At 62.0% G+C, this 19,194-nt stretch carries 16 protein-coding genes and 2 pseudogenes; 7 read left to right on the plus strand and 11 right to left on the minus strand.

Annotated elements, in window-relative coordinates; translation table 11 throughout:
• Window positions 1-118 precede the first annotated feature (118 nt).
• Window positions 119-709: a TetR/AcrR family transcriptional regulator gene (locus tag BLU35_RS23685; protein ID WP_093234721.1), complete on the plus strand. Its 591-nt coding sequence runs from the start codon at window positions 119-121 to the stop codon at window positions 707-709.
• Between the two features lie 24 nt (window positions 710-733).
• Here the strand turns inward: BLU35_RS23685 and BLU35_RS23690 are convergent, their stop codons facing one another.
• From BLU35_RS23690 to BLU35_RS23705, 4 genes are all read right to left on the minus strand, one after another.
• Window positions 734-2,638: an adenylate/guanylate cyclase domain-containing protein gene (locus tag BLU35_RS23690; protein WP_093234722.1), complete on the minus strand. Its 1,905-nt coding sequence runs from the start codon at window positions 2,636-2,638 to the stop codon at window positions 734-736.
• Window positions 2,639-2,883: 245 nt separating this feature from the next.
• The gene (locus BLU35_RS23695; protein ID WP_093234723.1) at window positions 2,884-3,489 is read right to left on the minus strand and encodes a deaminase; all 606 of its coding nucleotides are present in this window, start codon (window positions 3,487-3,489) and stop codon (window positions 2,884-2,886) included.
• Window positions 3,490-3,637: 148 nt separating this feature from the next.
• Window positions 3,638-5,110, minus strand: a complete 1,473-nt coding sequence (locus tag BLU35_RS23700; RefSeq protein ID WP_093234724.1) for a nucleobase:cation symporter-2 family protein — start codon at window positions 5,108-5,110, stop codon at window positions 3,638-3,640.
• A 317-nt stretch (window positions 5,111-5,427) separates the two neighbouring features.
• Window positions 5,428-5,925 carry a winged helix-turn-helix transcriptional regulator gene (locus BLU35_RS23705; protein WP_286161597.1) on the minus strand — a complete coding sequence of 166 codons (498 nt, stop codon included), beginning with the start codon at window positions 5,923-5,925 and terminating at the stop codon, window positions 5,428-5,430.
• 172 nt (window positions 5,926-6,097) lie between these two features.
• On the opposite strand from BLU35_RS23705, the gene BLU35_RS23710 reads away from it, so the two are divergent.
• From BLU35_RS23710 to BLU35_RS23720, 3 genes are all read left to right on the plus strand, one after another.
• Window positions 6,098-6,637 (plus strand): hypothetical protein, encoded by a 540-nt coding sequence (locus BLU35_RS23710; RefSeq protein WP_093234726.1) that lies wholly within the window; start codon window positions 6,098-6,100, stop codon window positions 6,635-6,637.
• A 32-nt stretch (window positions 6,638-6,669) separates the two neighbouring features.
• Window positions 6,670-7,296: a cysteine hydrolase family protein gene (locus BLU35_RS23715; RefSeq protein WP_093234727.1), complete on the plus strand. Its 627-nt coding sequence runs from the start codon at window positions 6,670-6,672 to the stop codon at window positions 7,294-7,296.
• 102 nt (window positions 7,297-7,398) lie between these two features.
• Entirely contained in the window at window positions 7,399-7,692 is a 294-nt protein-coding gene (locus BLU35_RS23720; protein ID WP_057253878.1) for a putative quinol monooxygenase, read from the plus strand.
• A 90-nt stretch (window positions 7,693-7,782) separates the two neighbouring features.
• Here BLU35_RS23720 and BLU35_RS23725 read toward each other — a convergent pair whose 3' ends face one another.
• Entirely contained in the window at window positions 7,783-8,421 is a 639-nt protein-coding gene (locus BLU35_RS23725) for a glutathione S-transferase family protein (RefSeq protein ID WP_093234728.1), read from the minus strand.
• 235 nt (window positions 8,422-8,656) lie between these two features.
• On the opposite strand from BLU35_RS23725, the gene BLU35_RS23730 reads away from it, so the two are divergent.
• Window positions 8,657-10,405 (plus strand): adenylate/guanylate cyclase domain-containing protein, encoded by a 1,749-nt coding sequence (locus BLU35_RS23730; RefSeq protein ID WP_093234729.1) that lies wholly within the window; start codon window positions 8,657-8,659, stop codon window positions 10,403-10,405.
• A 229-nt stretch (window positions 10,406-10,634) separates the two neighbouring features.
• Here the strand turns inward: BLU35_RS23730 and BLU35_RS23735 are convergent, their stop codons facing one another.
• Together BLU35_RS23735 and BLU35_RS23740 are read right to left on the minus strand one after the other, a co-directional pair.
• Window positions 10,635-10,964: a hypothetical protein gene (locus BLU35_RS23735; protein ID WP_093234730.1), complete on the minus strand. Its 330-nt coding sequence runs from the start codon at window positions 10,962-10,964 to the stop codon at window positions 10,635-10,637.
• Window positions 10,965-11,118: 154 nt separating this feature from the next.
• Window positions 11,119-13,527: pseudogene (locus tag BLU35_RS23740) on the minus strand (arylsulfatase).
• A 279-nt stretch (window positions 13,528-13,806) separates the two neighbouring features.
• On the opposite strand from BLU35_RS23740, the gene BLU35_RS23745 reads away from it, so the two are divergent.
• Both BLU35_RS23745 and BLU35_RS23750 read left to right on the plus strand, forming a co-directional pair.
• Entirely contained in the window at window positions 13,807-14,202 is a 396-nt protein-coding gene (locus tag BLU35_RS23745; protein WP_057253870.1) for a hypothetical protein, read from the plus strand.
• Window positions 14,203-14,767: 565 nt separating this feature from the next.
• Window positions 14,768-15,778 (plus strand): aldo/keto reductase, encoded by a 1,011-nt coding sequence (locus BLU35_RS23750; protein WP_093234731.1) that lies wholly within the window; start codon window positions 14,768-14,770, stop codon window positions 15,776-15,778.
• Between the two features lie 26 nt (window positions 15,779-15,804).
• Here the strand turns inward: BLU35_RS23750 and BLU35_RS23755 are convergent, their stop codons facing one another.
• From BLU35_RS23755 to BLU35_RS23770, 4 genes and pseudogenes are all read right to left on the minus strand, one after another.
• Window positions 15,805-16,737, minus strand: a complete 933-nt coding sequence (locus BLU35_RS23755; protein ID WP_093234732.1) for a LysR family transcriptional regulator — start codon at window positions 16,735-16,737, stop codon at window positions 15,805-15,807.
• Window positions 16,738-16,810: 73 nt separating this feature from the next.
• A complete protein-coding gene (locus tag BLU35_RS23760) occupies window positions 16,811-17,683 on the minus strand; it encodes an NmrA family NAD(P)-binding protein (RefSeq protein ID WP_093234733.1) in 873 nt (290 codons plus the stop codon).
• An 87-nt stretch (window positions 17,684-17,770) separates the two neighbouring features.
• Window positions 17,771-18,643 carry a helix-turn-helix transcriptional regulator gene (locus BLU35_RS23765; protein ID WP_093234734.1) on the minus strand — a complete coding sequence of 291 codons (873 nt, stop codon included), beginning with the start codon at window positions 18,641-18,643 and terminating at the stop codon, window positions 17,771-17,773.
• 128 nt (window positions 18,644-18,771) lie between these two features.
• A pseudogene (locus tag BLU35_RS23770) lies at window positions 18,772-19,011 on the minus strand (efflux transporter periplasmic adaptor subunit); the annotation flags it as partial.
• Between the last annotated feature and the right edge of the window lie 183 nt (window positions 19,012-19,194).

Below are 19,194 nucleotides of genomic sequence, written 5' to 3' on the forward strand. Positions count from 1 at the left end.
CGATCAGGCAGAGCTTCACAAAACCCACCTCATTTGATATACGCCACGTATATGAACTAGCCCGATACGCCGCGCATGTCAATTTCATATACGCGGCGTATACGAAAATGAGGATGGGATGGTCAGAAGCCGCCGGGAAACGATGGAAGAAAACCGCGTGAAGCTGATAGCGGCGGGCCGAAAGGCCTTCGCCGAAAAGGGTTACGCCGCCGCTTCCATGGACGAGCTCACCGCCGATGTCGGCCTGACGCGCGGCGCGCTCTACCACAATTTCGGCGACAAGCGCGGGCTGCTCGCCGCCGTCGTCAATGAGATCGACGGCGAGATGGCCGCGCGCGCCAAGGAGATCGGCGGCGCAAACGACGACGCCTGGCAGTCCATGCTTGCCGAAGGTGCCGCCTATATCGAGATGGCGCTCGACCCGGAGGTCCAGCGCATCGTGCTGCTCGACGGCCCCGCCGTTCTCGGCGATCCCTCGAAATGGCCGAGCCAGAACAGCTGCCTGGTGGCGACGCAGCGCTCGGTGGAGCAACTGCTGGAGAAAGGCGTGCTGAAACCGGTCGATGCCGAGGCAGCCGCAAGGCTCCTGAGTGGTGCCGCGCTCAATGCCGCCCTCTGGGTCGCCGCCAGCGACGATCCGAAGGACGTGCTGCCGAAAGCGATCGATGCCTTCCAGTCCCTGGCCTCGGGCCTGCTTGCCGATCGTTGAGCCAAGCGGCGCGATCCGCAGGCCCTACCCGCCCCGCTCCCCCACCAGTTCCCAAAGGTCGATCTTCGCAGCACGTCCCTTGACCTGCACCAGCCCGATTTCGCGGAAAACAAAGCTGCGGGCGACAGCGTCGTGCACGGCGACGCTCACCAGGATCGACGTATTGAACTCCTTGTTCAAGCCTTCGAGCCTGGAGGCGACGTTGATGGTGTCGCCCATGGCCGTGTATTGCTGGCGCGAAGCCGCCCCGATGCTGCCGACGACGGCCGGACCGGTGTGCAAACCGAAGCGCGTGAACAATTCGGGCCGGCCCGCCTGGCGGTTGGCAGCATTCAGGCCCTCGACCGCCGCCTTCATCGCCAGCGCGCAACGACAGCCGTGTTCGGCGTGCCTGATATCTTCGACGGGCGCATTCCACACGACGAAGATGGAATCGCCGAGATATTGCACCACGGTCCCGCCATGCTCTTCGGCGATGCCGTTCAGAAGCTCGAAATAGGCCGAGAGAATGTCGACCACATCCTCCGGCGAATGCTGCTCGGAAATGGTGGTGAAGTCGCGAATGTCGGTGAAGAGTGCCGTCACCTCCTGCCGCCTGCCCTTGACCACCGCCCCGCCCTGAGGGTCGATGATCCGCCGCACCACCTCGCGCGGCACGTAGAGCGCAAACTGCAGGATGGCACGGCGGCTGGCAGCAAGCGCGCCCCCGAGCGTGTTGATCTCTGTGATCCACGAATGCGCCACGCCTTTGCCGGTGAAATTCAGATCGCCGATCCGGCGCGCCTCGTCGGCGAGCCGGTAAAGCTTCTGGCTGATCACCCGCGACAGCATCAGCGATCCGAACACGCCGGCCACCAGAAGGCCGGCGGCAATCAACAGGTTGCGCACCAGCAACCGGTTGGCCTGCGCAACGAGATCGTCAAGCGGCACGACGATAGCGACCGAACTCCCCTTGAACAGGCCGTCAACGCTGACCGGGGCGACCTGCGCCAGATAGCTCTCGTCCTCAAGATCGATCTCGGCAAGGCCGCCATTGGCATAGCGCGGATCCTTGCGCAGTCGCGCCACGGCTTCCACGCCCGGGTCAAGGCTGCCTGAATCGACGCTGCGACCGCCCGACCAGGTTCCCAAGATCCTGCCCATGATCGCCGGGTCGGAATGGGCGACGATCGTGTCGCCGTCGCCGATGATGAAGGACCGGGCGCGTGGCGAGATCTCCCGCGGATCGAGCAGCCGGCTGACGGTCTGAAGGTGAATGTTGACGCCAACGACGACCCGGTGATCCTCCTTCATCGGCGCGGCCAAAGCGAGCGTCGGAACCCGGAGCGTTCCCGCGACGAATGGCCCGACGGAAACCGGCGCACCGCTTGAAACGGCGGATTGATACCACGGGCGCTGCCGCGGATCGAAGGATGTCGGCTCGGACCTCGGCTCTCCGATCGGCCTTGTCTCGCGGTCGAGAAACTGAAGGGTCGACTGAGCCTGCATACCTTGCCCGGGCGTGATCGCCCGGATGGCGAAGTTCGCCTCCGCCGGCGCCGAAAGGCTCTGGCGAACATAGTCCCTTTCGGTGTTGATCAGCTGCAGGTACGAACCATCGGGATAGCCGGCATAGATGCTTGTCGCGTTGGACACGCTTCGAAGCACCTCCAGGAAGAACTGCTGTTTTGCCTCCAGGACCAGAGGCGGTGTGGGAATGAGCTGCGGCACCGTGGATGCCAGTGCGACGGCCTCATGGCCCCCTTCCAGCGCATTTCGATAGCCTTCGATCAGCCGAAAGCTCATCTCGCGCATGTGCCTGGCGCCGGCGAGAACCGCCGCCTCCCGGCCCTGGCTGAACGCCATCCAGATGATCGGCGTCGCCGTGCAGATGAGCAAGGCGACGACCAGAACGCTGAGATGCACTCTGAGAGGCCTGGACCAGTTCACGCAACTCCCCCGAAACGCGACCGTATTTCGGTGAAACTATCACCTGCTCGTGCCGGCAGGAATGCGCAATCTTTCAAACAAATAGACCATTTCATTGAATCAACTGCATGTTTCCTTCGATCGTAGCCGATTGAAGGAAACAAACATGCAGCACTTCAAAGCGCTACAGCGCCGCGCGTCTGATAGGACGCGCGGCGCTGCAGGAGACAATGAAATGGTCCGATGCGCAGGCCGTCTTTCAGGCCTCAGTTCAGCGGGATGGCGTTGCCGTCCTTGCTGTCCTGGTAGGTGGAGGAGAGTTCGTCGTACTTCGCGCGGATCGCGTCTGCGCGAGCCTTCAAATCCTTGCGCTGCGGCTCGGGCAGGCCGTCGATCAGCGCGTGGATCGACTGGCCCTTCCAAAACGCATTGGTGCGGTTGTAGCCGCCGGGCTCCAGCGTGAAGACCTCCTTCAGGATCTTCAGGTCGTGCGGGATGGAGAAACTATCGCGGGAATCCTCGTGGCTGAAGAAGTAGTAGAAATTGTCGAAACCTGCCCAGGTGATCGCCGACAGACACATCGAGCAGGGCTCATGCGTGGAGAGGAAGATGAGATCGCGCGAGTCCGGGCGCTCAGCGCCCTCGATCTCGTAGAAGCGCTTCAGCGTGTGCACTTCGCCGTGCCAGAGCGGGTTTTCCGTTTCGTTGTTGGTTTCGACGAGCACGGTCGAAAGGTCGGACTTGCGCATGAGTGCCGCGCCGAAGATCTTGTTGCCGGCGGCAACACCGGCTTCCGTTGCCGGAATGATGCCGCGCTCCATCGTGCCAAGCAGCGCGTCGAGGAGTTCGTAATTGTCCGTCTGTTGTGTCATTCCCAGTGTCCTTTTGTTGGGTTTTGAGAGCAACGCCAGGAAAAACAGGAAACGGCTTCCTGCCCGGAATGGCGGATTTCAAAACAATCCCAGGAAAAGTCTGAAGCGACTTCCGCCCGGGATTGCGTGTTCCAAAGATCGGGGCGGTTCAGTGTGCCTCCGCCGCAATCAGCGGCACTTCCACGCCCTTGGCATCGTAGAGCTTGCCGTTGAGGAAGTAGTCGCCGTCATGCAGGCGGGCGATGTCCTGATAGCGGATCGTCCGCTCCGTTGCCGCGACGAACACCGACTGCTGATCCGAATTGCCTGCCGTGAAGTGGTTGAACAAGAGGTTGAGCAGGATCGCCATCACGGCGGCCGACGAGATGCCCGAATGGAAGATCGTCGCGACCCAGGCCGGGAAATGCTCGTAGAAGCCGGGGGCCGCAATCGGGATCATGCCGAAGCCGATCGAGGTGGCGACGATCACCAGGTTCATGTTGTTGTTGTACTCGACCTTGGACAGCGTACGGATGCCGCTAGCCGCGACCGTGCCGAAGAGCACGAGGCCGGCGCCGCCGAGAACGGAGGTCGGGACGGAAGCAACGACGCGCCCCATGATCGGCAAAAGGCCGAGCGTCACCAGGAACATTCCGCCCGTTGCCACCACATAGCGGCTCTTGACGCCGGTGACCGCCACGAGGCCGACATTCTGGGCAAAAGCGCTCTGGGTGAAGGAGCCGACGACAGGTGCCAGGATGCTCGACAGCATGTCGGCGCGCAGGCCGTCGCCGAGCCGGCGCGAATCCACCTTGGTCTCGACGATCTCGCCGACGGCGAGAATATCCGCCGAAGTTTCGACCAGCGTCACCATGATGACGATCAGCATGGAGATGATCGCCGCCAGTTCGAAGGTCGGATAACCGAAGTGAAAAATCTTCGGCAGCGCGAAGACCGGGCCGTTTGCCACCTGCGAAAAGTCGGTCATGCCGGCGACGTAGGCGATGCCCGTGCCGATCACGATCGAAAGCAGGATCGAAAGCCTGGAAATCGAAGCACTGCCGAGCTTGCTGAGCAGCAAGACGATGACGAGCGTCACCGCCGCAAGCTGGATGTTGGCGGTGCTGCCAAAGTCCGGCGCCGCCTTGTTGCCGCCCATGGCCCAGAACGCTGCCACCGGCATCAGCGTAAGGCCGATGGTGGTGATGACGATGCCGGTAACGAGCGGCGGAAAGAAGCGCGTGACGCGCGAGAATATCGGTGTGATCAGAAGACCGATCAGCGAGGCCGCGATGACGGCGCCGAGAATGGCCGGAATGCCGCCATTGCCTGAAATCGCGATCATCGTCGCGACGCCCGAGAACGAAACGCCCTGCACCAGCGGCAGGCGGCTGCCGAAGAAAGGCAGGCCGATCGTCTGCAGGATGGTTGCGAGACCGCCGGCAAAGAGCGATGCGGTGACGAGCAGGCCGACATCGGCGGAATTCAAGCCCGCCGCCTGGCCAAGGATCAAGGGGACGGCAACGATGCCGCCATACATGGTCAAAACGTGCTGCAGACCATAGGCGAGGTTGGCGCCGATGCTCAGCCGTTCGTCTTCGGGATTCTCCGGTAGTACACTTTCCTCTGCAATACTTGCCAAGGGTATCTCCTCCATACCATTGTGATTGCCCCGTCTCCCGCGGGACAACCAAAAGGTAGCTGAAGGATGGCAAATCTCGCCTTCCTAAAAAAAGCGAAACACCTTTCGGATATTGGGCGGGAATGGGTACGGCGGGAAAGTCGGCGAGACAGGCCGCTTCTCGGCCATTTCCGGCGATTGCAGCCGCAAGCGTCCGACCGCCCGGGGATCTGGCGCCGTCACCCGGCACGTCCAGAGGAGAGCAGAGATGATCGCATTCCGCAATGGCCTGGCAGTGGTGTCTCAGGCGTGCCGCCCGCCCGGCAGCGGAATGCGGACTACCGGCTCTCCTTGAACCGTTCCCACCGCTCTTCCCTTTCCTGGGCATAGGCCGGATTGAGCTCGGCGCTGAGATCCGCCCGCTTCAAGGGCTCGCCGCAGCTGTCGCAGAGCGGACCCAGCCCTGCCGGTTTGCCGCAGGTCAGATGGGTGTAGTTGACCGCCCGCCCCTCTTCGGGTGCCTTCACCCAGGCTTCGCCCCAGGCGCGCAGCGCCAGGATGACCGGGTAGAAGGCGTTTCCCTTTTCCGTCAGGTGATACTCAAAGCGCGGCGGGCGCTGGTTGTACTGGCGGCGTTCCACTATGCCTTCCGCTTCCAACGCCTTCAGGCGCGCGGTGATCATCTGGGGCGTGCCCCCCGTCTGCGCCTGGATCTCCTCGAAGCGATGTCCGCGCATGAACAGCTCGCGCAGGATCAGCATGGTCCAGCGGTCCCCCACGACGGCCTCGGAGCGCGCCACCGGGCACAAGGTGCGTTCGGCAGAATTCTTTTCCACTTTGTCACTTTCTTTTTCATAGGCACTTGTCACTATGATTTTCATATCTAATATAAGCGATGTCGCACGGAATGCAACGGGCCATGAGGGCCCCCGCGATACGGCCAGGCATTCAAAGGCCAAGCATGAAAAGGCCAGACATGAAAAGGCCAAGCACGAAAAGGAGTCTGCCATGAACAGCCACGAGACCGGCGATCTCGAGATCGTCGATTCCAGCTTCAGCGCCATCATCAACGCCCCCTTCGAGAAGGTCGACATACCGAGCTGGTGCTTTACGCTTGCCGAGGAGGAATACCGGCTTTGCTCCCCGGCCCATATTGCCGCCGGCGTTACCACAGCGCCCGACGGCAGACGCATGTCGATCAACGTCGAAACGATTGGCGGCACCCTGATGGTGCAGCACTATGTGGAGACGCTGAGCGAGAAGCATCACCTGGTGCTGGAGTCGGTCTCGGATCTCTTCCCGCCTTCGGGCCGGACCACGATCCATGTGCTTTGGGAACTGAGCGTCAGGCGCATTGACGAGCACATGTGCGAATTCACCAACCACGTTCGCTCCAGGGCGACGGAGGAATTCAAGGCCTCGCTCGACCGGCAAGGCATCCCCTTCGACGTGTTCCGCGCGCAGCGACAGCCGATGTCGATTGCGCACAACAAGGGCGAGACACCGCTGTTTGCTGCCAGCATCGAGCGTGCGGCGCTTCGAAACTAGGTCTCTATGAACCAATGAAAATGGAGACGACCATGTCAAAGCCGAATTACAGCAAAGAGACGACAGCCCTGCTCTTTGTCGACCCCTATAACGACTTCCTTTCGGAAGGCGGCAAGATCTGGGACCGGATCAAGCCGATCGCCGAGGACGTCGGGCTGATCGAGAACCTGAAGTCGATCGATGCCGCAATCCGCACCGCCGGAATTCGCGTCTTCATCGCCCCGCATCGCCGCTGGGAACCGGGCGACTACGAAGACTGGGCGTATCCCAGTCCGACCCAGCAGGCCATCATGCACCGCCACTCGTTCGCCCGCGGCGAATGGGGCGGGGAATGGCATCCGGATTTTGCGCCGAAGCCGGGGGACGTGGTGGCCAAGGAGCATTGGGGCCAGAGCGGCTTTGCCAATACCGACCTGGACCAGCAGTTGCGGCAACGCGGCATCACGCTTCTCATCATCGTCGGCCTGCTCGCCAATACCTGCATCGAATCCACGGCCCGCTACGGCATGGAGCTCGGCTATCACGTGACCCTCGTGCGCGATGCGACGGCCGCCTTCACGCATGAAATGATGCATGCCGCCCACGACCTGAACGGCCCCACTTTCGCGCACGCGATCCTGACAACGGGCGAACTGCTCGAGGCCCTGCCGGCTTCGTGACGAAAGGCGCCGGCGAGAGCCTCGGGCCCGCTGCTCTGAAAGGAAGAGACACGGACGGCACGCCGGTTTGTCGCGCCGTCCCCAGTGACCAGGGAAATGACCATGTCAAAATTCGTAGTGCTTGGAACAATCGAAGCCGTTGCCGGCCATCGAGAACAGCTCATCCCCCTGTTGCAAGCCCATCGGGCTCGCTGCCTGCGTGATGAGAAAGGAACGCTCCGCTTCGACATCATGACGTCGAACGATGACGAGGCGAAAATCCACATCCACGAGGTCTATCAGGATGCAGCCGCTTTCGACCTGCATCTCGACGGCCCCTCGATCAAGCAATGGCGCGAAGAAACCGCAGGACTGGTCGCGGGCGTTGTCGTCCACAAAGCGACACCTGTCGAATAGGCGCCGAGGGTATGAAGCTCGGCAGCGGCGACCGCTGGCATCACCACGCGGGCCGCTGCCGGCGCCGTCCGAACCAAAGGCAAAATCCCTTCACCCCGGCAGCGGCGGCAGTTCAGGCGCGACCAGACCATGGAAAGGATCACGCCACGCCTCGATCTCTTCAAGCCGCCGCGACCAGCGCTTGAGCGCCGGATAATCACCGATCGGCAGCCGCGCCGCGTCGTTAAAGGGCAGGAATGTCGCCATGCGGAAATCGGCGAAGGAGACAGTCTCGCCCACCAGCCAGGCGCGCTCGGAGAGCTCCGCCTCGAGGATTCCGGCAGCCTTGTGAAAAGCCGTCAGCCCCTCCTCCACCATCCGCTCCTCGCAGGGGCCGATGCCGTAGCGCAGCTTGGTGCCGCGCTCCCAATGCACCATGTCGCAGGCTTTGACGAAGTTCTCTTTCCCCCAGCTGATCCAGCGGATCATCTCCGGCTCGTCGTCATCCGTCCGCCAGAAATTGGAACCGGTATGGCGGGAAAGATAACAGGCGATCGCATCCGCCTCCCAGAGCGACCGGCCGGTGCGCTCCAGGATCGGCAGCAGCAGGTTCGGATTGAGCGACCGGAAGCGTTCGGTCTGCCCCGGCGCCATGGGTTCGGCAAATTCAAACACGACCTCGGCTTGCAGATACCGCGCGACGGCAACCGCCAGGCGAGGATTGGGATTGCGGCTGAAGTAGAGCTTCATGCGGTGGCTCTCCGTTGGTGCACGTCATGAAGACGAACGAAGGCGCCGCGCGCCGACAGGTACGAAAGAAAAATCGATCGCCGCTTCGACTCGAATGACTCCTAGCAGACATGACGCGTAGCAGCCTGACTTCGCTCTCGGACAACTGGTTGCGGCCAGGCGCGGCTATGTATGTTATCGTGTCATCAACCAGGCTCTGCAAGGGAGCCCAGGTGACCAACAGGGACACTATCGAGTGGTGGACAAGTCCGTTCAGCGCCGTCTGGCTGCCATCCTTGCCGCCGATGTAGTCGGTTACAGTCGCCTCATGGGCGTGGACGAGGACGGCACCTTGGCGGTCGTGCGGAACCTCCGCGCCGAAGTGATCGAAACTAGGATCGCCGAGCACCAAGGTCGGCTGTTTAAGTCTATGGGGGATGGCTTTCTCGCGGAATTCCCCAGCGTCGTGAAGGCCGTGGCCTGCGCAGTTGCATTACAGAAGGATATGGCAGCACGGAACGCAGAGCTGTCAGAGGACCGAGCCATCCAACTCCGCATTGGCGTCAACTTGGGGGATGTGATTGCTGAGGATGGCGATGTTTTCGGTGAAGGCGTGAACGTCGCTGCGCGGATCGAGGGACTTGCCCCGGCGGGCGGCATTGCAGTCACCGGCATGGTTCATGACAACGTAGGAAGTCGCCTTGATCTCTCGTTTGAAGACATGGGTGAGCAGCAACTCAAGAATATCGCCCAGCCGGTCCGGGTCTATAGTCTGGGAGCTCCTTCAGGAACATCGGTGCGACCAACAGCGGTAGAACGAATCAAACCGTCCATAGCAGTACTGCCATTTACCAACATGAGTGGTGATCCCGGGCAACAGTACATTTCCGATGGGATCACCGAGGATATCATTACCGAACTCGCCCGCTTTCACGGCCTATCCGTAGTAGCTCGCCACGCGTCGTTTCATTTTGCCAACAAAGGAAAAAGTCATAGCGAAGTAGCGCGGGAACTGGGCGTTGCCTATGTAGTTGAGGGTAGTCTACGCAAATTGGGCGACCGAATACGCATCACAGCCCAGTTGGTCGATGCCATAACCGGCACTCACGTCTGGGCCGACCGCTACGATCGCGATGCGCAGGATATCTTCGCTGTCCAGGACCTTGTTGTGGCGGCAATCGTAACAATGCTGGAGGGCCGTATGTATGCTGCAGAAGCAGCAAAAGCCCGTGCAAAACCAACTACTAGCTGGTCGGCTTATGACTGTCTGTTGCAAGGCCGCAATCTATGTGACCATCAGCGTGATGCCGAAGCCGTACCCCTACTTGAGCGGGCAATTGCCGCCGATCCGCATTTTGCACTTGCGCATGCCTGGCTGGCGATAGCTCTTACCATCAGCAATATCATTGTGCTCGATGACGATCAGATGGCCAAGGCCGAGAGCGCTTCGAAACAAGCGCTGGAACTAGATGCCAACGACGCCACGTCTCATTGGGCAAGAGCGCTCTACTACCTTTGGACAGGCGACCATGACCGTTCACGCTTCCATTTTGACAGGGCGCTGACACTCAATCCGGCCGATATACAGATTAAGGGCGACTACGCGAACTGGCAGCGCGCCAGTGGCAGGCCGGCCGATGCGTTGGCCACAATCGATGCCGCCATAGGCTTGGGTCCCTTCGTGCCCGATTGGTTTGCAGCGGTTCGCGGCCTGACGCTCTTTGACCTCGCTCGATATGCTGACGCAGTCGAAGCGCTCGAGAGTGTCCCTGTACAACGCTCCAGTGGCCTCTTGTACCTAGCCGCCGCGCGCGCGCAATTAGGCGACTTAGCTGGTGCAAGTGAGGTGATCGCCAAGGTGAAGCTGGTGAAACCGGATTTATCGCTTCGGAATGTGATCCAGGTACTGCACTACGCACGCCCTGAAGCTCAGCAACACTTGATTGATGCCCTGCGGAAGGCGGGGCTGCCGGAGCAGTATGTGCGCCCCTTACGAGCAAGTTGAGTTAACTTCTGCTGGCCCATTGCTTCTTTTAGCTGCCCTGCAAACGTTGGTCGCTTTCGGTGCATAGCGGACGCCGGCAAGTCTTCCGCCCGGTTGATTTATGGGTTCACGGCCTGGAGCATCCCGCTCTCAAGTGGAAGCGCTGGAGGCAAAAGATGCTCTAGAATCAAGGTGCTAGGGCGTCCTTTGTGCGTTCAGTCGAACGCGCGGCACTCTAGGTGACGTTGGGTTAGTTGCGACTGCGCCAGAGCAAGACCGACAGCAGCGCATGAACCGCGACCGCAGGCCACAGAAAGACGCCCGCGGAGCCAGTCAGTCCGAAATAGGCCAGATAGAGCGTGACTGCCGCACTGTAGATCAGCATGCCGAGGAGACCTGAGTTCCTCCAGCAGGCAACGCCGAGTGCGATCAGGGCAATTCCTGCCACCCGGGCCGTCGGGATAGCAGGCCCGGTCAGTGCTTCGCCAAGCAATACCTGCCCCACGAACGAAGGCAGCACCACCAGCGCGAGCCCTGTTGCCATCTCCGCGAAGGCGGCGAGATCAAGCACGCGTGTCATAGGAACGCACCTCTGCTAGCCGTTTATGTCCAAGCTTTGCGATGCACCGGCGCTAGAGCATCCCGCTCTCAAGTGGAATCACTGGAAGCGGAAAGATGCTCTAGATTCAAAGTGCTAGAGCGTCCTTTGTGCGTCCACTTGAACGCACGGCGTTCTAGGGCGTTGCGTTTGGCTTCAGTTCAAAAGTCAGCTTGTCGATCTTGCCCGTGAAGCGGAAGGGCGTGTCGTAGCGGTATTCCAGCAAGGCAACGCCGGTGCGTGTGTCGAGACCGACGTCAAAGGTCTCATCCTCGGGGAAGGTAACCGGGATGCCGTGGTCGATGCTGTTCGTGGCGACTTCCTGGCCGTCCACCGACAGAACGCCCGTGCCGCCGGCGCCAAGTCCCTTTCCATCCGACTTGAAGTCGAAGACGATCGTGTGTTTGCCGGGTTCGAGTTCCGGTCCCTCCCACATGGTGCGCTTGAGGTCGAGGAGATTGTAGAGGAACACGACCTTCCCACTGCCGACACCGAAGTCTCCCTGGCTGAGGAAGAGGCCGTAACCGCCAAAGCGGCCGCCTTCGGTGACGATCATGCCTTGCGCACCGCCGTCCGGTATCTCGACGTCGGCAGTAATCGTATAGGACTTGTAAGGTGCTGGGCGCAGCACTGCCCGGCACACCGCTCAATTCTCCCTGATAGGTGAATTCCGTCCGTCCGGCCGTCAGGTTGGGTCGAGGGGCGTTCCAGCGTGCGAGCGTCGAATTGTCGAGCGGCAGCACGTTGTACTTCTTCGCTTCGGCATAGAAGAGGTCCTGCAATTCCTTGAGCTTGTCAGGCATTTTGGCGGCAAGATCGGTGAACTGCGTCGGGTCTTCGTCGACGTTGTAGAGTTCCCAATTGTAGCCGGTGATCACGTCGGGAGGCGTCTTGGTGCTGAGTTCCCACGGCAGTGTTGCGGGCGTCGTCGCGGCGACCCATCCCTCGTGGTAGATCGCGCGGTTTCCAAGCATCTCGAAGTACTGCGTCTGGTGTTGCGTCGGGGCAGTGGCATTCGCCTTGTCCCATGTGTAGGCCAAGCTGACGCCTTCGATCGGCTCCTGCTTGATGCCGTTGATCGTCTCCGGTTGCGGGATGCCTGCCGCCTCCAGGATCGTCGGCACGATGTCGATGAAGTGGTGGAACTGCGCGCGGATCCCGCCCGCGTCGTTGATATGGCCGGGCCAGGACATGACCATGCCCTGCGCCGTCCCGCCGAAATGCGACGGCACCTGCTTTACCCACTTGAACGGTGTCCCCATTGCCCAGGCCCAGCCGGCTGCGAAATGCGGGAATGTCCGCTCCGAACCCCAGAATGGATACCAGAGAAACTGGTCCTTAACCGGAACTTCGACACCGTTGAATGTGGTGAACTCATTCGGTGTGCCGTTGAGCATGCCCTCGGCGATCGCTCCGTTGTCGCCGCCGATGTAGATGATCAGGGTGTTGTCGAGCTCTCCGAGGTCTTCCACCGCCTGGATGACCCGCCCGATCTCGTTGTCAGCATAGGCAAGGTAGGCGCCGTACACATCGGCCTGCCTGATGAACAGTTTCTTCTGCTCGAAACTGAGCGAATCCCATTGCGGTAAACTGTCGGGCCAAGGCGTGAGCTTCGCGTTCTCAGGCATGATGCCGAGCCGCTTCTGATTGGCGAAGATCGTCTCGCGAACCTTGTTCCAGCCCTCGTCGAAGAGGTGCATGTCGCTGATCTTCTTGATCCATTCGGGCGTCGGGTGGTGCGGCGCATGGGTGGCGCCAGGCACGTAATATACGAGCCAGGGCTTGCCGGGGGCGATCTCGCTCAGTTGCTTGATGTGCTGGATCGCGTCGTCGGCCATGGCCGTTTCCAGGTTCCATTTGGGATTGTGTTGCGGAACAGGTTCGGTTGCCACTGGCTGGCATCGCCGCCGACGAAGCCGTAGAAATAATCGAAGCCCATGCCCGTCGGCCACTGGTTGAAGGGCCCCGCCTGGCTCGATTGATAGGACGGCGTGTTGTGGTTCTTGCCGAACCATGAGGTGGCGTAGCCATTTTCCTTGAGGATCGTGCCGATCGTTCCTTTCTCGATGGGAATGATTGAATCGTAACCGGGATACCCGGTAGCGATTTCGCCGACCACGCCGAAACCGACGGAATGGTGATTGCGCCCGGTGATCAGCGCCGCACGGGACGGCGAGCAAAGCGATGTCGAGTGGAAGTTCGTGAAGCGCAACCCCTCTTTGGCGATGCGGTCCATCGCCGGTGTCGGAATGACCCCGCCGAAGGTGCTCGGCGCGCCGAATCCTTGGTCGTCCGTCATGATGAGCAGCACATTGGGAGCGCCTTTCGGAGGCACGACACGCGGCGTCCACCAGGGCGTCGATTCGGAGGCTTTTTCCTTGATCACGCCGCCAAAAGCCGGACTTGGCGACGGAAGCTGCTTACCCGTAATTGTCGTGGTCGCTCCGGGTGCGCCGAGCGTCCCTGAAACCTGCTGTGCCCATGCGGACGTAAAACCAAGCGCGAAGAAGGCTGCACCCGCAAGCATGCTCTGGCCAATGGTCATGGCGAACACCTCTACTGCAGATCGTTGAATTCAGAAAGGTAAAAGACCGGTCGTAAAACTCGCGCGCGTTAGGTTCAATGTCCCAAGGCGGCTGATGCCGCCACAGGCAAACATGAATCACGCAAAAACATGCTCGTTTTAGCGGGACTCACGTATAGCGATGCAAGCATCCCAGCGATCGACGCGGGCGTCTCGTCTTTCGTTGCCTGAACAATTCCGTTCTGGCTGCGTTCATAATTACGAGCGCTAAATGGGACCGACGTTTAGGAGGTAACATACATGAAGAAGATCATTTCAATCAGCCTGCTGCTCGCGTCGCTGATACCGGGCGCAGCACTGACGCCGGGCACAGCACTGGCCCAGGGCGTAGAGCTCTATCTCGATGGCGGTGGGCCAAGATATGACGATGGCCGACGCTATTACGACGACGAGGACTACGGCGACGACTATTATCGCGACCGCTACTATCGCGACCGCCAGTATCGCGATCGCCGCGCCCAGCGCCGCATTTGTACCCCGCAACGCGCTTTGGCGATAGCGCGGGCCGAGGGCTTGCAGGGCGCCAGAGTCGGTCGAACCACCAATCAGTGGATCGAAATTAGAGGGTCGCACCGTCGCACGATCGTCTTCGGCCTTCAGCCCAACTGCCCGGTTCGCGGCTATAACAACTGGTAAAATGCATTGGGGGTTTTCCGTCGACGGTTGGGGCGATCTTCGCCCCACCCGGGTGGACGGGCCCAACCCGGGCCTCTCCTCCACCCCCAACTGCGAACGGCTGGCCGGCCCGCGGCGTGAACCTCATCCGTCGGCGGACGATACTGGCGCCTTCCAAACACCGTGACGACAGGGCCCTTCGGCTCGCCCCCTTTGAACCGCCCGAGCACCTGCTGCCCTATTGCCGCCGGAGCTTTGCCCGGCCGGCTTACAGCCGTTCGTCTCATGGAGATGGCGCGCTGCATCAAGGCTGACGAGAGAGCGCACCTTGCGCCGCCAAACGGATCGCCCCCACCCTGCGCGCCTGGAGCGTTGGCCGGGCGGTCCCATTCGGCGTCGAACCCTGCGGCGAAAGATTGCGAGCGGCATACCGCCCCCAACAGATCGACCGTCTCGGCATCTGTGAATTTGCTTCCTAATACCTGCGAACCCGGTCTGCCTACCGGCGATCCACGGGCTGACCTATTTCTCTGTCCACCCTCGACGCAGGCAGGGCCTGCCCCATTGATCAGCAAAGGACAGTGAAATGGCACTCAAGGACATTCTTCCCGGCACGCTCGGCTTCGGCGCCGCACCGCTCGGCAACATGTTCCGCGAAATCCCGGAACAGGAGGCGCTCGGCACCGTGGAGGCCGCCTGGGACGACGGCATCCGCTATTTCGACAACGCCCCCTTCTATGGCGCCGGCCTCGCCGAAATCCGCATGGGCGAATCGCTGGCCGGCCGTCCGCGTGACGAATACGTCATCAGCACCAAGGTCGGCCGGGTCATCCTTGACGAGATCGAGGATGTCAGCGCCCGCGATCTCGGCGAGAAGGGCGACGTCTTCCGCTATGGCCGGCCCAACAAGATCGTCAACGATTATTCCTATGACGCGACGCTGCGCTCGATCGAAGACAGCCTGAAGCGCCTGAAGACCGACCGGATCGAGATCGCCTTCGTCCACGACGTCGCCCAGGATTTCTACGGCGACGAATGGCTGGATGTGTTCGAGACCGCCCGCAAGGGGGCGTTCAAGGCGCTTGACCGGCTGCGCGACGAGGGCGTGATCAAGGCCTGGGGCCTCGGCGTCAACCGTGTCGAGCCGATCGAACTGCTGCTCGCGCTCGAAGGCCCCCGCCCCGACGGCTTACTGCTTGCCGGCCGCTATACCCTGCTCGATCACGACCGCGCCCTCCAGCGCGTCATGCCCATGGTTGCAGAGCGCGGCCTCGGCATCATCGTCGGCGGCCCCTATAGCTCGGGTGCCCTGGTTGGCGGACCGAACTTCGAATATGCCCCGGCCACGCCCGCAATCCTTGCAAAGGTCGCGCGCATCAAGGCGATCGCCGACCGCCACGGCATCAGCATGAAGGCCGCGGGTCTGCAATTCGCGCTCGCCAACCCGGCGGTCGCCGCCGTCATCCCCGGCGCCAGCCAGCCGAGCCGGATTGCGGAGGATCGCGCGGCACTGAACGAGGTCATTCCCGCCGATTTCTGGCGCGAACTCAGGGAAGCCGGTCTGGTCAATCCCGCCGCTCCCCTGCCGATAGCCTGAGCGAGAGCGTGAACTGTGCCCGCTCGCTATCTTGCGGGCGGGGCAGCCGCTACCGGATCCTCCGCCAGAAAGCGCTGCAGGCGCGGCACGGCAAAATCGAGGAACGCGCGCACGCGCGCCGGCAGATGCTGGGCACCGCGATAGAGCGCATGAATTTCATCAGCCTCGGCAATGGCGCTGTCGGCAAGCACCTCGACGAGCTCTCCGCGGGCGATCGGGCCGCGGACGTGATAGTCGGCGATCCGCCCGATCCCGACGCCTGCCATCGCCATGCGGCGGATGGTTTCGCCGTTATTGGTCAGAAGCGAGCCGCTCAGCATCCGCTCGACGATCCGCCCGCCCTCGCGCATCGGCCAGACGGGGTTTGCCCGGCGAAAATTGAACCCCAGGCAATTATGCCTCAGCAGATCCTCCGGCGTTTTCGGCACGCCACACCTGGCGAGATAGGCGGGTGAAGCGACGATGCGCCTTTTTGTCGTGCCGATCTTGCGCGCCACCAGATTGGAATCCGGCAGACGCCCGACCCGGAGCGCGACATCGGTCCGTTCGAGATAGAGGTCGACCACCTCGTCGGACAGCGAGAGGTCGATGACGATCTTCGGATAGGCTTCAAAGAAAGCGGGCAGGATCGGCTCCAGCGCCGCCGTGCCGAAGCTGACGGACGAACTCACCCGGATCAGCCCCTCGGGTGCTGCACCTCCTTGGGCGATCTGCTGCTCGGTCTCGTCGAGATCGGCAAGCAGCCTCTGGCTCCGCTCGTAATAGAACGCGCCTTCATCCGTCAAAAGCAGCCGCCGCGTCGAACGCTCGACCAGGCGGATGCCGAGCCGAGCTTCCAGCCGTTGAATGAGCTTGGATACGGTCGACGGCGTCATCATGAGCTGCCGCGCCGCCTCGGAAAAACTGCCGGCCTCGACCACCTGGACAAAGACCATCATCTCGCCTGCGCGGTTATCCATGACGCCACCCGGTTCGAATTCGAAAACCCGCCGTCAGGCTATCGCGGAAACCTCGACCTGTCGCCCTGTCCCGTCATGCCGGTACGAACGGCCGGAGAGCCTCGACCAGTTCGGTGGTGCCGTAGCAAACCTCCCCCTGCGGCTCGACGTCGATCAACCCGCCTTTGTTGTGCGCGTCGTAGAGATCGACCAGGAGCCCGGCGGTGCTTGCGCTCACAGTCCGCTTAAGCGCCTCCTGCCAGTGTTCGCGCGGCACGGCCTGAGCGGTGATCGTGCGGCCCAGCAACTGGCTCAAGGCGCTGGCGACATCCGCGGCGCTATAGCGGCGCGGTCCTTCGGCGTGAACGATACGCTCGACGTCTGCCGCGCTCGGTCGGCGCAGGAAATCGGCGGCGATGCGCCCCACATCCCCCGTCGAAACCGCAGCAAACACCCGCTCGACCGGGTGGTGCAGGCTCGGCAGAATGCCCGCCGCGATCGCCGTGGGGATACTGCGGTCCCAGCCCTCCATATGCTCCGCCGAGCGCAGGAAAACCTTGGGCATAGCGAGCTCGCGAAGGCGTTCCTCGAAGTGACGGAACATCGTGGGCATGCCGATATCCTCGCCGACATGGGCGCCATAGTCGGAGATTGCCAGCACGCATTCCGGCCCTGCACGCGCAATCGCCTGGGCCATGTTCGCCGTCATCTGGCGCATCTCTCCCTTCGCGTCCTCGGCGCGCAACGGCGGCGGCAGGATGATCTGCACGGCTTGCGCACCCGCGAATGCCTGACGGAGTGCCGCCGGGTCCTGCAGATCGGCGAGCGCGATATCACAACCGATCGCCCGCAATTTGTCCGCCTTGGCCGCGTCGCGCAGCACCGCCCTGACCGGCAGGCCCGCCTCGCGCAGTGCCGTTGCCGTTGAGAACCCCACCTTTCCGGCGGCCCCGAGAATAACAAACATGATCTCTTTCCTTGCTGAAGACGGGCAAGGACTAGGGACCACGCAGGGCGCCGTCGCACAGATTCGGTCAGGATTTTGCAGCTTCGGTCAGATTTCCGCCGCGCGCCGCATGATCTCGCCAGGCGTCTCGCCCAGAAGCCGGCGCATCGTCGAAGCCATATGGCTTTGATGGGCGAAGCCGGCGGCGACCGCAATCTCGCTCGCCGGCATCATCGTCGTGGTCATTAGCGCACGGGCATGCTCGACGCGGCGGCGGATCACATATTGGTGCACCGGCAGGCCGGTGCTGTTGCGAAAGAGCGTCTTCAGCCGCGTGGCGCTCAAGCCCGCGACCGCGGCAAGGTCGGCAAGATGAAGCCTCTTGTCCAGATGGGTCTCGATGAACTCGGTCAGAACCCGCAATTGCCGCGCCGAGAGTTTCGGTTCGCTCCGCCCTTCCGGCCGTTGCGGTCCGCCGGTCGCGGTCTCGATCAGCCGCACGGCAAGCGCATTGGCAAGAAGGTCGATATAGAGCGGATCGGATGGCGTGTCGGCCTCCAGATCCGCCTTGATCGCCCAACCGATCGCTTCGAGCCTGGTGTCGCGCAGCTGCAATTGCGGCAGCAACTCCACCCTGTCGCCATGCCGCCCGAGGTCGGCCGCGACCCGGTCGAGCAGCGATCGCGAGAAACTGAGCCGCAGGATCCGGCAGTCGGCATCATCCTCCCAGGAACCCTCGACCCCGGCCGGGATGATGTCGATATCGCCCGGCTTCTGCACCCGCCGCATGCGCCGGCCACCGCATTGGCAATCGGCGTTAACCGGCGGGCCGAAATGCATGCCGAGCCTATGGGTGTCACCGCCCGGCACATGCACCCGGCCGCGCGGAATATGGATGAAGTCGGCCGAAAGCACGTTCCATGCCCGCCCGGCACTGGTGAGCAGGATCTGTGGCGATGGTTGAATGGAAGAAAGTGTCATGACCTGCTGCGACCTGGACCTCGGCACGGGGTGGCCATGCTACGTCGCAACAGGCGGCTTAACAACGGCGGGCGCGCAGTTGATCGCCACCTTTGCTTCCGCTGCCAGATCAGGCTTCCGCTGCTCCATCAGAACGGGTTGATATAGTTGGTGATCGCGATCTGGCGCAGTAGCACGCGGCGGATCACATGCGCCGCCTTTACCCGGTCGGTGAATACAGCGGCATCCCCTGCCGCGCCTGCGGGCAGCTTTGCGGCAATGGCCTCGTTATCCAGCTTGATCCGCACGATGAAGGGTGCGGCCGATACCGCCTCCGGTGCCACCGCCGTGCCGGAGACGCGCGCCTGCCCGGAGGCGATCGCCTGCAGTCAGAGGAACGGGAAAGTCGCAACGCCGAGTTTGCCGACTGACCGTTAGCTGGCGTCGGATGGCGGCGGGCGAGCTTTTGCCCGCTTGTCTCTGACCGGATTTGGGACAGGCTACCCTCATCGCCCTGGCGGTCTTGATCAAAGTCAAGGAAATCCCGACTGCGCCGTGCGATTGTTTCTGCG

The sequence above is a fragment of the Sinorhizobium sp. NFACC03 genome, from assembly GCF_900103435.1.
Taxonomy (GTDB): domain Bacteria; phylum Pseudomonadota; class Alphaproteobacteria; order Rhizobiales; family Rhizobiaceae; genus Ensifer.

Bases quoted from the DNA above. Each gene is read 5' to 3' on its own strand.
- BLU35_RS23765 (WP_093234734.1), bottom strand. From the start codon at position 18,643: ATGACACTTTCTTCCATTCAACCATCGCCACAGATCCTGCTCACCAGT.
- BLU35_RS23735 (WP_093234730.1), bottom strand. From the start codon at position 10,964: ATGACACGCGTGCTTGATCTCGCCGCCTTCGCGGAGATGGCAACAGGG.
- BLU35_RS23695 (WP_093234723.1), bottom strand. From the start codon at position 3,489: ATGACACAACAGACGGACAATTACGAACTCCTCGACGCGCTGCTTGGC.
- BLU35_RS23710 (WP_093234726.1), top strand. From the start codon at position 6,098: ATGAACAGCCACGAGACCGGCGATCTCGAGATCGTCGATTCCAGCTTC.
- BLU35_RS23755 (WP_093234732.1), bottom strand. From the start codon at position 16,737: ATGGATAACCGCGCAGGCGAGATGATGGTCTTTGTCCAGGTGGTCGAG.
- BLU35_RS23720 (WP_057253878.1), top strand. From the start codon at position 7,399: ATGTCAAAATTCGTAGTGCTTGGAACAATCGAAGCCGTTGCCGGCCAT.
- BLU35_RS23750 (WP_093234731.1), top strand. From the start codon at position 14,768: ATGGCACTCAAGGACATTCTTCCCGGCACGCTCGGCTTCGGCGCCGCA.
- BLU35_RS23685 (WP_093234721.1), top strand. From the start codon at position 119: ATGGTCAGAAGCCGCCGGGAAACGATGGAAGAAAACCGCGTGAAGCTG.
- BLU35_RS23760 (WP_093234733.1), bottom strand. From the start codon at position 17,683: ATGTTTGTTATTCTCGGGGCCGCCGGAAAGGTGGGGTTCTCAACGGCA.
- BLU35_RS23725 (WP_093234728.1), bottom strand. From the start codon at position 8,421: ATGAAGCTCTACTTCAGCCGCAATCCCAATCCTCGCCTGGCGGTTGCC.
- BLU35_RS23745 (WP_057253870.1), top strand. From the start codon at position 13,807: ATGAAGAAGATCATTTCAATCAGCCTGCTGCTCGCGTCGCTGATACCG.
- BLU35_RS23715 (WP_093234727.1), top strand. From the start codon at position 6,670: ATGTCAAAGCCGAATTACAGCAAAGAGACGACAGCCCTGCTCTTTGTC.